General features: G+C 50.8%; 9 protein-coding genes. 2 read left to right on the forward strand and 7 right to left on the reverse strand.

Going from position 1 to position 12,840, the window contains the following annotated elements:
- Positions 1-55 precede the first annotated feature (55 nt).
- The 3 genes from oppA to GVJ63_RS04445 all read right to left on the reverse strand — a co-directional run bounded on the left by oppA (position 56) and on the right by GVJ63_RS04445 (position 4,708).
- Entirely contained in the window at positions 56-1,696 is a 1,641-nt protein-coding gene (oppA, locus tag GVJ63_RS04435) for an oligopeptide ABC transporter substrate-binding protein OppA (RefSeq protein WP_010244375.1), read from the reverse strand.
- Between the two features lie 156 nt (positions 1,697-1,852).
- On the reverse strand, positions 1,853-3,478 hold the full coding sequence (locus GVJ63_RS04440) for an ABC transporter substrate-binding protein (RefSeq protein WP_159226470.1): 1,626 nt from the start codon (positions 3,476-3,478) through the stop codon (positions 1,853-1,855).
- Positions 3,479-4,060: 582 nt separating this feature from the next.
- Complete coding sequence (locus GVJ63_RS04445; RefSeq protein ID WP_010244367.1) at positions 4,061-4,708, reverse strand: YchE family NAAT transporter; 648 nt, start codon at positions 4,706-4,708, stop codon at positions 4,061-4,063.
- 460 nt (positions 4,709-5,168) lie between these two features.
- On the opposite strand from GVJ63_RS04445, the gene adhE reads away from it, so the two are divergent.
- On the forward strand, positions 5,169-7,856 hold the full coding sequence (adhE, locus tag GVJ63_RS04450) for a bifunctional acetaldehyde-CoA/alcohol dehydrogenase (RefSeq protein WP_010670264.1): 2,688 nt from the start codon (positions 5,169-5,171) through the stop codon (positions 7,854-7,856).
- 68 nt (positions 7,857-7,924) lie between these two features.
- On the opposite strand, the gene tdk is transcribed toward adhE, so the two are convergent.
- The gene (tdk, locus tag GVJ63_RS04455) at positions 7,925-8,545 is read right to left on the reverse strand and encodes a thymidine kinase (protein WP_010244362.1); all 621 of its coding nucleotides are present in this window, start codon (positions 8,543-8,545) and stop codon (positions 7,925-7,927) included.
- Positions 8,546-8,954: 409 nt separating this feature from the next.
- Here tdk and hns point away from each other — a divergent pair, with 409 nt between their 5' ends.
- Positions 8,955-9,362, forward strand: coding sequence for a histone-like nucleoid-structuring protein H-NS (gene hns / locus GVJ63_RS04460; protein ID WP_010244359.1), 408 nt, complete (start codon positions 8,955-8,957; stop codon positions 9,360-9,362).
- A gap of 86 nt (positions 9,363-9,448) precedes the next feature.
- Here hns and GVJ63_RS04465 read toward each other — a convergent pair whose 3' ends face one another.
- Genes GVJ63_RS04465 through galU form a run of 3 tightly spaced genes read right to left on the reverse strand, consistent with a single transcriptional unit; the run spans position 9,449 to position 12,742 of the window.
- Complete coding sequence (locus tag GVJ63_RS04465; RefSeq protein WP_010244357.1) at positions 9,449-10,456, reverse strand: NAD-dependent epimerase; 1,008 nt, start codon at positions 10,454-10,456, stop codon at positions 9,449-9,451.
- 14 nt (positions 10,457-10,470) lie between these two features.
- Entirely contained in the window at positions 10,471-11,811 is a 1,341-nt protein-coding gene (locus GVJ63_RS04470; protein WP_159226471.1) for a UDP-glucose/GDP-mannose dehydrogenase family protein, read from the reverse strand.
- Between the two features lie 22 nt (positions 11,812-11,833).
- The gene (gene galU, locus GVJ63_RS04475; RefSeq protein WP_008925296.1) at positions 11,834-12,742 is read right to left on the reverse strand and encodes a UTP--glucose-1-phosphate uridylyltransferase GalU; all 909 of its coding nucleotides are present in this window, start codon (positions 12,740-12,742) and stop codon (positions 11,834-11,836) included.
- Between the last annotated feature and the right edge of the window lie 98 nt (positions 12,743-12,840).

A 12,840-nucleotide genomic window follows, 5' to 3' on the forward strand; every position in this document is an offset into this window, starting at 1 on the left:
AAAAAATTAAAAGGCGGCGCCAGACGCGCCGCCACTGCTGATAGCCTGAATGCTATTAGTGTTTGATGATGTAGAAGTTTTTATCGAGCGTTTTATCCAGTGGATCTTTACCGGTATAACCGCCGACATAAGGTTTCACCAGACGGGTGTTCACGTAGTAGTAAACCGGGACGATGGTGCTGTCTTTATCCATGATCTGCTCGGCCTGCTGATAGTCAGCTGCACGGGCTTTAGCATCCGGGGCCTTAATCGCGTCGCGAATCACTTTGTCAAACGCATCGCTCTTATAGTGCGAGGTGTTACTGCTGCTGTTGGACAGCATGGTGTTCAGGAAGGAAGTCGGTTCATTGTAGTCCGCACACCATGCCGCACGGGAAACATCGTAGTTACCCTGATGACGGGTATCCAGGAAGGTTTTCCACTCCTGGTTTTCCAGCTTGATGTTCACGCCGATATTTTTCTTCCAGATCGACGAGGCGGCAATTGCCAGCTTCTTGTGCAGATCGGAGGTGTTATAGAGCAGGTTAAAGGTCAGCGGTTTGTCGGCGGTGTAGCCCGCTTCGGCCAGCAGCTTTTTCGCCTCGGCATTACGCTTGTCCTGTGACCATTTGAACCAGTCTGGCGGCAGAATGTCCATGCCGTCGGTCGCTGGTGGCGTGTAGCTATAGGCAGGTTTCTGGCCCTGCGCCAGCACTTTATTCACCATGATGTCACGATCCAGGCCCAGCTTCAGGGCAGCGCGCACGCGCGGATCGGTGAATGGCGCTTTCTGGTTGTTGATTTCGTAATAATAGGTGCAGAGATATGGATCGACGTGCAGCTCTTTACCGTTGTCACGTTGCAGCTTTTTAAACAGCTCAATCGGCAGGTTGTTATAGGTCATGTCGCTGCCGTTCTCGGAGAAGTAGCGGTTAACGTCACTGACTTCTGAACTGATCGGCAGGAAGGTGACTTTGTTCAGCACCGTATGCTCATTGTCCCAGTAGTTCGGGTTACGCACCAGGGTGATACGTTCGTTAATCACGTGCGCTTCAAGCTTAAAGGCACCGTTGCCGACCCAGTTCTGCGGCTGCGTCCACTGATCGCCAAATTTCTCAATCGCCGGTTTGTAAACCGGTGACATGACGGAGTTAATCAGCAGCTTATCAAAATAGGGAACCGGCTCACTCAGGGTGACTTCCAGCGTGTGGTCATCAATAGCTTTTACGCCCAGATCGGTAACTGGTTTTTTACCGGCGATGATGTCATCGACGTTCAGGATATGACCATACTGCGGATAGCTGGCATACGGTGAGGCGGTTTTAGGATCGACCAGACGCTCCCAGCTGTAGACGAAGTCCTGCGCGGTGACCGGCTCGCCATTGGACCATTTGGCATTTTTACGTAAGTGGAAAGTCCACACTTTGAAATCTTTATTTTCATAGCTTTCCGCTACGGCCGGGATCGGTTTACCGTTGCTGTCATTGACCAGCAGACCTTCGTAAAGATCACGCGCTACGTTGTCTTCCGGCACACCTTCAATTTTGTGCGGATCGAGCGACTGCACTTCATCGCCATTGCCGCGAACCAACTCCTGTTTTGCGGCCAGCTCAACGCCCGCAGGCACCGTTGCTGCGAAAGCCGCATTCCCTGCCAGGGCACTCACTGCGGCGAAAACGCCCGCTGCAATCAGGCTTTTTTTCGTGATGTTGTTCATTATTACACTCCAGTTTTATTATCGTCACCGTGGCGATGCTCTGCCCCGGCGTCCCCCGTCTACGGGCTCCCTGGCCTGTTACCAGGGAGATTGACCCCAAAAAGTGGTCTGTTTGCTGATGCGCTTTCCGACTGTCTCGCCGAACAGGCGATCAGATCAGTGTTTTTTGATGAAATAGTACTTCAGGTCTGTCATGTCCTGCGGGTCTTTGCCCGTGAAGCCGCCAACCCAGGGCTTCACCAGGCGCACACTTACGCGGTAGTAAACTGGCACAATTGGTGAGTCTTTGTCGAGTTGTGTTTCAGCCTGCTGATACAGGCTGGCGCGCTGCGCCTCGCTGCCCGCCGTCAGCGTCTCCGCCATCAGACGATCAAAGGTCGCGCTGCTGTAAAACGCGGTGTTGATCGAGGCGTTGCTGATCAGCATGTTCAGGAAGGTTGAGGGTTCATTGTAGTCAGCACACCAGGTGGCGCGCACCACGTCATACTGCGCCTGATGACGGGTCTCCAGCATGGTTTTCCACTCCTGATTCTGCAGCGTCACCTTAGCACCCAGGTTTTTCTGCCACATCGACGCGGCCGCAATCGCCTGCCGTTTGTTCTGATCGGAAGTGTTGTAGAGCAGCGTAAAGGTCAGCGGATGGGCAGCATCAAAGCCGGCCTCTGCCAGCAGCTTCTTCGCGGCTTCATTACGCTGCGCCTGCGTCCAGGTGAACCAGGCAGGTGGAGTGAGTTTGATACCGGCGGTGAAAGGCGGCGTCAGGCTGTAAGCCGGAATCTGCCCCTGGGCCATGATCTTATTGGCAATGACCTCGCGATCGAGGGTCATCTTCAGTGCGGCACGCACCCGCGCATCGGTAAACGGCGGCTTTTTGTTATTAATCTCGTAGTAGAAGGTGCAGAGCAGCGGGCTGACCTTCACTTCATCGCCCAGCTCTTTGCGCAGCTTGCCAAACATCTCTGGTGGCACCGCACTGTTGGTAATATCCGTGCCGCCGCTGCGGTAGCGATTGATATCGCTGTTTTCAGAAGCGATCGGCAGGAATGTGCCCTGCTCAATCACCGTGTGCGCATTATCCCAGTAGCGAGGATTGCGCTTCACGACAATTTTTTCATTCACTACCCAGCCGCTCAGCGTGTAGGCGCCGTTGCCGATGTAATGACCCGGGCGGGTCCAGGCTTCGCCCCACTGCTTAATGGCTGGCGCATAAACCGGCTTCATCGCCGTATGCGCTAACATCGCCACCAGGTAAGGCACCGGCTCACTCAGGGTAATTTGCAGCCGATGGGCATCCAGCGCCTTCACGCCCAGCTGATCGGGTGACGCTTTGCCGGCAAGGATGGCATTGATATTGGCAAAATGGGCTGCCTGCAGATAGCTGGAGTAAGGCGACGCGGTTGTCGGGTCCACCAGACGGCGCCAGCTGTAGACGAAATCAGCGGCGGTAACCGGCTCACCGTTGCTCCACTTCGCATCCTCCCGCAGATTAAAAATCCAGACGGTGGGTTGCGGGTTTTCCCAGCTTTTAGCGACGCCAGGAACGACCTGTCCGCTGTTATCGGTATTGACCAGGCCGTCCAGCAGGTTGTGAATAATATTGGATTCCGGCACGCCTTCGGTTTTATGCGGATCCAGCGAGGAGACTTCACTGCCGTTATTGATCACAATCTGTTGCTGCGCGGCCAGTGTTGTACCCGGCGGCACCGTGGCGGCATAGGCCGGAGAAAATGCCATTAACAAAACGACTGCGAGTGTTGACCGCTGCTGCTGCAAATTCTTCATCCCAATCATGCGAAACGCCAACCTTAAATTAAGTATCCCGACAGGCTTAAGCAAAAAGCGTTCTCACTTTGGGCTTTCGGAGAAAAAATTTTACGTTGGGCCAAAAATTATCAGAAGCCGCGAAGGCGCGCCAAAGCAAAATAGCTAAAATGTTAACTAATTCTCTTTTATCATGAGAAGTCAGGCAGCGGAAGTGTTAATTTTCGTCCTGAAAATATCATATCGATATGAAAAATAGACTATTTAGCTGGAAACCCCTCTTAAGAGCGGAAAGCAGCGACAAACAGCCTCTTTTTTGGCACTTATATTGGATAATATGGCTTCAGCGTGATGAAATTTAAGATAGCGTGATTATTCTGGCAGTTTGTGAGGCTTACACGAAAATAGAGAGCAGAATATCGTGTGAAAATAGTGACATTATTTTGCAGAAAAAAGTCTGTGAGCCAGCGCGCAGTAATGAAATTTATAATTGCCTGATTCTGTTAAGCACAACGAATAATTGCATCGTAATGGTGCATAAAATGCCCCTCCTGCACCATTACGGATCATTATTTCACTTCACTCTCTGAAATAAGTAGGCGTCTAATTGAGTAAGCCGGGAAAAATGGACTTCATGCCGGTGACAACAAATTCGATGCCCAGCGCCATCAGTAACAGACCCATAATACGCGTAATGACGTTGATACCGGTCTGGCCAAGAATACGCACCATTAACGGCGCGGCCCGAAAGAGTAACCAGCAGCAGAATGCAAAAATGGCAATCGCCAGGGTGAACCCCAGCAGATTTATCCAGCTGTGGTAGCGGGTGCTCCAGACAATGGTCGAGCTGATAGCACCCGGCCCCGCCATCAGAGGCAACGCCAGCGGTACAACCCCCACACTTTCACGAATCGCCGTTTCTGACTTCTCCTGCTTATTCTGCTTATCTTCGCCCAGCTTACCGCTGATCATCGACATCGCAATGGTGACGACCAGGATCCCACCCGCGATGCGGAAGGAGTCAATCGAGATGCCAAACACATGCAGAATCGCATCACCAAGGAACAGTGACGTCCAGAGAATAATAGCAACCGCCAGATTGGCAGTGAGGTTGGTTTTGTTACGCTCAGCCACCCCCTGATAACGGGTCATGCTGATGAAGACCGGAATAATTCCCACCGGATTGACCAGCGCAAAGAGCCCGACAAAAAATTTTATATAGCCTGATAAATCTAACAGCGCAGGGTTCACGACTTTACTCCGTACCACAGGGGGGGAAAACGCGCCTAATGTATGTGAAAACAGGCACGGACGCCAGATGCTGACTCAGCTATTTATACTGTTGAATGACGGCGCATCCAGCGCGTTACCCCAGAGATTAAAAAGTGACTGGATTTAGCCGCTACCAGGCAGATGACGTGAAGAGGTAACCAATTTGATAAACAAAGGGCGTAAAGGGGAGCTGAAAGGTGTCAGCTTGCGGTTAAATTGATCTGCATCAAAATTGCCCTACCCCAAACCAGGTAATCTTTTCGCAACGGAAGTATTAGCGGCAGCGAAGAAAATCTCACTGACTGCAACAGAAGACTAGTTCAGTAAACAGTTGAAAATCCGGGCGTTCTGACCCAGTCCAACGCCTTATGGCAACGTGACTATACTCAGGGCGCAGGATTGTTTACTAAAAAAGTTTAACTTCCTTCAGGAGAACACCATGGCCGTAACCAATGTCGCCGAACTTAATGCACTGGTTGAACGTGTAAAAAAAGCCCAGCGTGAATATGCCAACTTTTCTCAACAACAGGTCGACGCCATCTTCCGTGCCGCCGCCCTCGCCGCCGCAGACGCCCGAATCCCGCTTGCCAAGATGGCCGTTGCCGAATCCGGTATGGGCATCGTCGAAGACAAAGTGATCAAAAACCATTTTGCTTCAGAATATATCTACAACGCTTATAAAGATGAAAAAACCTGTGGTGTGTTAGCCACGGATGATACTTTCGGCACCATTACCATCGCCGAACCTATTGGCCTGATTTGCGGTATCGTCCCGACGACCAACCCCACTTCAACCGCCATCTTCAAAGCATTAATCAGTCTTAAAACCCGTAACGGCATCATCTTCTCTCCTCACCCACGCGCCAAAGATGCGACCAACAGAGCGGCAGATATCGTGCTGCAGGCGGCGGTGGCTGCCGGTGCGCCAAAAGATATTATCGGCTGGATCGACGCACCTTCCGTTGAGCTGTCCAATCAACTGATGCACCACCCTGACATCAACCTGATTCTCGCCACTGGCGGTCCGGGCATGGTGAAAGCGGCTTACAGCTCCGGTAAACCTGCGATTGGTGTCGGTGCGGGTAATACGCCTGTCGTGATTGATGAAACCGCCGATCTTAAACGTGCGGTTGCGTCGATTCTGATGTCGAAAACCTTTGATAACGGGGTTATCTGCGCCTCTGAACAGTCGGTGATTGTGGTCGATTCAGTCTATGACGCGGTGCGTGAACGTTTCGCCAGCCACGGCGGTTATATGCTGCAGGGTGCCGAACTGAGTGCGGTGCAGAATATTATTCTGAAAAACGGCGGCCTGAATGCGGCTATCGTAGGCCAGCCAGCGTTCAAAATTGCGGAGATGGCCGGTATCAGCGTGCCACCGAGCACTAAGATTCTGATTGGCGAAGTGAAGCTGGTGGATGAGTCTGAGCCGTTCGCCCATGAAAAACTCTCACCAACCCTTGCGATGTATCGGGCGAAAGATTTCCAGGATGCGGTCGCGAAAGCAGAAAAACTGGTCGCCATGGGCGGTATCGGCCACACCTCCTGTCTCTATACCGATCAGGACAATCAGACCGAACGCGTTCACTACTTCGGCGACAAAATGAAAACCGCGCGTATTCTGATCAACACCCCCGCCTCGCAGGGTGGTATCGGCGACCTCTACAACTTTAAACTGGCGCCGTCTCTGACGCTGGGTTGTGGTTCGTGGGGCGGAAACTCTATTTCAGAGAACGTCGGTCCAAAACATCTGATCAATACCAAAACTGTCGCCAAGCGAGCTGAGAATATGTTGTGGCATAAACTTCCAAAATCCATCTACTTCCGTCGGGGTTCACTGCCAATTGCGCTGGAAGAAGTGGCAACGGATGGCGCGAAACGTGCCTTTATCGTCACTGACCGCTTCCTGTTCAATAACGGCTATGCCGACCAGGTGACCCGCGTGCTGAAATCACACGGCATTGAAACGGAAGTGTTCTTCGAAGTTGAAGCTGACCCGACGCTGAGCATCGTGCGTAAAGGTGCTGAGCAGATGAACAGCTTCAAACCGGATGTCATCATCGCGCTGGGCGGTGGCTCACCGATGGATGCCGCGAAAATCATGTGGGTGATGTACGAACATCCGGAAACTCACTTCGAGGAGCTGGCGTTACGTTTCATGGATATCCGTAAACGTATCTACAAGTTCCCGAAAATGGGTGTCAAAGCGCGCATGATTGCCATCACCACCACGTCCGGTACCGGTTCTGAAGTCACGCCGTTTGCTGTAGTGACCGATGATGCGACGGGTCAGAAATATCCGCTCGCTGACTACGCACTGACGCCTGATATGGCGATTGTCGATGCCAACCTGGTGATGGATATGCCGCGTTCACTCTGCGCCTTCGGCGGTCTGGATGCCGTGACCCACGCGCTGGAAGCTTATGTTTCAGTACTGGCGAATGAATACTCTGACGGACAGGCGCTGCAGGCACTGAAACTGCTGAAAGAGAATCTGCCAGCCAGCTATGCCGAAGGCGCCAAAAATCCGGTGGCGCGTGAGCGCGTACACAATGCCGCCACTATCGCCGGTATTGCGTTTGCCAACGCCTTCCTCGGGGTTTGTCACTCAATGGCGCATAAGCTGGGTTCAGAGTTCCATATCCCACACGGCCTGGCCAACGCCCTGTTAATCTCTAACGTTATTCGCTACAACGCGAATGACAACCCGACTAAACAGACCGCTTTCAGCCAGTACGATCGCCCTCAGGCGCGCCGTCGCTACGCCGAGATTGCTGACCATCTGGGTCTGAGCGCACCAGGCGACCGCACCGCGCAGAAAATTGAGAAGCTGCTCGCCTGGCTGGATGAGATTAAAACTGAACTTGGTATTCCAACCTCTATCCGTGAGGCGGGTGTGCAGGAAGCGGACTTCCTGGCGAAAGTCGATAAACTGGCCGATGATGCGTTTGATGACCAGTGTACCGGCGCTAACCCACGTTATCCGCTGATTGCTGAACTGAAACAGATTATGCTTGATACCTACTACGGTCGTGAATTTGTCGAACCGTTCTCAAGCGTAGCCGAAGCCATTGCTGAGCAGCCGGTAAAAGGTATTAAGCTTGAGAAGAAAGCCAAAAAAGTCTGATAGCGCCATTCTGACTGTCTGATAAAAAAACCCGCCTCGGCGGGTTTTTTATTGCCTGAACAATAGGGTTAATTCAGCGGAGTCTGAGCGCCATGGATCGCCTGCAACGATCCCTGCTCTATCGCCTGTTTATAATGCTTACGGCAGACTGAGATATAACGTTCGTTACCGCCAATCACCACCTGCTCACCCTCACTGAAAGGTTTGCCCTCGCTATCCAGTCGCAGAACCATACTGGCCTTGCGCCCACAGTGACAAATAGTTTTGAGTTCAACCAGCTTATCTGCCCACGCCAGCAGATACTGACTGCCAACAAACAGTTCACCGCGAAAATCCGTTCGCAGACCATAACAGAGCACCGGAATATCAAGGTCGTCTACGACATCTGACAGCGCTTTAACCTGCTCACGGGTCAGGAACTGACTCTCATCAACCAGCACGCAGTGGACAGGCTGAACGGCATGTTCAGCAGCGATATCGCTGTAGAGTGATGTCTCTGCGTTGTATAGCAACGCCGGTGACGATAGTCCGATACGGGAACTCACCTGCCCGGCACCAAAGCGATTATCGATTTCAGCGGTGTAAACCAGTGAACGCATGCCGCGCTCATGATAGTTATATGAGGATTGTAGCAGTGCGGTTGATTTCCCTGCATTCATGGCAGAGTAATAGAAATAGAGTTGAGCCATCGGCGCGTATCTTCATCAGGACTGAATGGAATGGCGCGCATATTACCACAAAGCGGCGGCAATACGTTGCGGTTGATGAGTGAATAAAGTGTAACGACTGGCCGTTTATTCCTCTGCATACCGTTTCCAGCGCCTGTTATGTGCAGTGACGAACGGGATAAGTTTTGCTTATTTTACCCGCAACAAAAGCAATGACATTTTTGTTGCTGACCTGAATACATTAAATTTATTTGATATCGGACTAAAGGAAAATATTTTTATTCTGCACAACTGTGCAATTTTCTGGTGAAAATTATTTTTAGTCACCTGGGTAATTAGTGATATACATATTTTTATGATTGCAGTTATTTTATGTCGCCACTACTATTAGCGGGCAACACAACTTTTCCCTTATTCAGAGACCAGGACAATGAGCGAAGCACTAAAAGTTCTTAATAATATCCGTACGCTGCGCGCCCAGGCCAGAGAGTATTCCGTTGAAATACTGGAAGAGATGCTGGAAAAGCTGGACGTAGTAGTAAAAGAGCGCCGCGAAGAAGAGTCTCATTTTCAGGCAGAAAATGAAGAACGCACACGTAAACTTAATCAGTATCGTGAAATGCTACTGGCTGATGGTATTGACCCGAATGAACTGATTAACACGCTGACCGACACACGGACTGCGGCAAAAGGTAAACGCTCAGTACGTCCGGCTAAATATGGTTACACCGATGAAAAAGGCGAGTCAAGAACCTGGACCGGTCAGGGACGCACACCGGCCGTGATTAAAAAAGCGCTGGAAGAACAGGGTAAAAAGCTGGACGATTTTTTACTGTAAAAACCCGCAGTGTGACTGCCTTCCTGGCAGCCTGATGCGCAATAAAAAAGGAAGCCGGAGCTTCCTTTTTTCTTTTAATCAGATACTCAGACGCGGTAAAAGTCGCGGTACCAGTCCACAAAGTTTTTAACGCCCTCTTCGACCCCGGTCTGCGGTTTGAATCCAATTGCCTTAAACAAGGCTTCGGTATCCGCGCTGGTTTCCAGTACATCTCCAGGCTGCATTGGCATCAGATTTTTCTTCGCAGTAATGCCCAGGGCTTTTTCAATCGCTTCGATATAGTTCATCAACGTGACAGGTTGACTGTTTCCAATATTATAAACACGATAAGGCGCTGAACTGGTTGCCGGCGATCCGGTTTCAACCGTCCAGTTGTCGTCCTGTTGTGGAATAACATCCTGCAGGCGAACAATGGCTTCAGCAATATCGTCAATATAGGTAAAGTCGCGTTTCATCTGGCCCTGGTTATAAACGTCAATCGCCTCACCGGCAATCATTGCTCGGGTGAATTTGAATAACGCCATATCCGGACGGCCCCACGGGCCATAGACCGTAAAGAAGCGCAATCCAGTGGTCGGCAGCTGATAGAGATGCGAGTAAGTGTGTGACATTAACTCGTTGGCTTTTTTGGTCGCTGCATATAAAGAAACCGGATGATCAACGCTATCTTCGGTTGAGAACGGCATCTTGCGATTCAGACCATAGACTGAACTGGATGAGGCGTAGAGCAGATGTTCAATTTTATGATGACGGCAACCTTCAAGGATATTGAGGTGACCCGTCAGATTGGAGTCTGCGTAGGCATGAGGATTTTCAATGGAATACCGGACACCAGCCTGAGCACCAAGATGGATAACGCGCTGGAATTTTTGCTGATCGAACAGTGACGCCATTGCGTCACGGTCCGCCAGGTCCATCTCAATAAAAGTAAAACCAGGATCGGCCTTAATTAAATTGAGACGGGCATGCTTGAGATTTACGTCGTAATAATCATTCAGGTTGTCGATACCGACAACCTGGTGACCGGCGGCCAGCAGACGCTGGCTGACATGAAAACCAATAAAACCTGCGGCGCCGGTGACCAGAAAGTTCATAAATCCCTCGTTAATTATGCAGTTTCAATAGACGCTCCGCGGCCGATTGCATAATAAACGAAACCGCGTTTGCTGATACGCTCTGGATCATACAGGTTACGACCATCAAAAATCACGGCTTCTTTCAGTGCATTTTTGATGATGTCGAAGTCAGGTGCACGGAAGTTTTGCCACTCCGTACAGATGACCAGACCGTCAGCGCCCTGCAGTGCTGCTTCTTTGGTACCCATCAGCTTAAGATCGCTGCGGTGACCGTAGATACGCTGTGCTTCATCCATCGCTTCAGGGTCAAACGCCTGAACAGATGCGCCAGCTTCCCACAGCGTTTCCATCAGCACACGGCTGGAGGCTTCACGCATGTCGTCAGTGTTCGGCTTAAATGACAGGCCCCAGAGCGCAAACGTTTTACCTTTCAGATCGTCACCAAAATGACGTTTGATAAAGGTTGGCAGTTTGTTTTTCTGGTTGTCATTCACATCTTCCACGGCCTGCAACAGACGTGGCTGATAGCCAATTGACTCAGCGGTACGGATTAACGCCTGCACATCTTTCGGGAAGCAGGAGCCGCCGTAACCACAGCCAGGATAGATAAAGTGGTAGCCAATGCGGGGATCGGAACCGATGCCCTGGCGTACTTTTTCAATATCCGCGCCTAAACGTTCAGCCAGGTTAGACATCTCATTCATAAAGCTGATTTTGGTGGCCAGCATGCAGTTTGCTGCATACTTGGTCAGCTCTGCGCTGCGGATATCCATCATGATCATACGATCGTGGTTACGGTTAAACGGCTCATAGAGCTCGCGTAACAGTTCTACCACGTCGTCGTTGTCAGTACCGACAACGATACGTTCTGGACGCATACAGTCATTAACTGCAGCACCTTCTTTGAGGAATTCCGGGTTAGATACCACATCAAAGGTGATGTTGGCGTCACGCGCTTTCAGCGCTTCCGTCATTACCGCACGAACTTTGTCTGCTGTGCCAACCGGAACGGTTGATTTGTCGATAACCACTTTGTGATCGTTCATATGCTGCGCAATGGTGCGCGCTACGGCGGTCACATATTTCAGATCGGCAGAGCCGTCTTCATCTGGTGGAGTACCAACTGCAATAAACTGCATAACACCATGGTTTACGCCCAGCTCGGCATCAGTGCTGAACTTCAGACGACCCGCTTCGTAATTGGACATTACCAGCGGCGTTAAACCTGGTTCGAAAATAGGAATGATGCCTTTTTTCAGATTTTCGACTTTGTTTTCGTCGACATCAATGCAGAGAACGTCATGTCCGACTTCGGCTAACACCGCAGCCTGAACCAGACCGACATAGCCGATACCAAATACAGTGACTTTCATCGAGTTATCCTGTGTTTATGAATTACTTTTTGTTGCCAACTGCGCCATCGAGCCATTCAGAAAAATCTTTGCCCAATACCGGATGACGAACACCGTACTCAACGAAAGCCTGCATGTAGCCCAGTTTGTTACCACAGTCATGGCTGACGCCTTTCAGGTGATATGCTTCAACTGTCTCTTTTTCCATCAGCATCGCAATGGAGTCAGTCAGCTGAACTTCGCCGCCTGCACCTGGAGGCGTTTTAGCCAGCAGTGGCCAGATCTCTGAAGAGAGAACATAACGACCTACAACGGCCAGGTTTGATGGGGATTCTGACGCTTTAGGCTTCTCAACCACACCGACCATCGGTGCGCTGTCGCCTGGGTTCAGTTCTGCGCCCTGACAATCGACAACACCGTATGCAGTCACATCGGCAACCGGCTCAACCATGATCTGGCTGCGGCCAGACTCTTCATAACGGCTCAGCATCTCTGCCAGGTTATCTTTGGTTGGGTTAGATTCATATTCGTCGATGATGACGTCTGGCAGGATAACCGCAAACGGCTCATCACCGATCAGTGGGTGTGCACACATTACAGCGTGACCCAGACCTTTAGCGATGCCCTGACGAACCTGCATGATGGTGACGTGTGGCGGGCAGATGGACTGGATTTCATCCAGCAGCTGACGCTTAACGCGTTTTTCCAGCATTGATTCCAGTTCGAAGCTGGTATCAAAGTGGTTTTCGATGGCATTTTTTGATGAATGCGTTACCAGCACAATTTCGTTGATGCCAGCAGCGATACACTCGTTAACGACATACTGGATTAACGGCTTATCAACCAGCGGTAACATTTCTTTAGGAATCGCTTTGGTAGCCGGGAGCATACGCGTACCCAAACCCGCTACCGGGATTACCGCTTTTTTTACTTTGGTATTATTGGCAGACATTAAGATACCTCTCTTATAGGCCGTTCAAGTTAATACTTGATATGTCGGTTTAAAATCGGAAATGAGTATATCAGTTAGTATCGAACGGATTTATCCTG

This window comes from Pantoea sp. 18059, assembly GCF_902706165.1.
Taxonomy (GTDB): domain Bacteria; phylum Pseudomonadota; class Gammaproteobacteria; order Enterobacterales; family Enterobacteriaceae; genus Pantoea; species Pantoea agglomerans.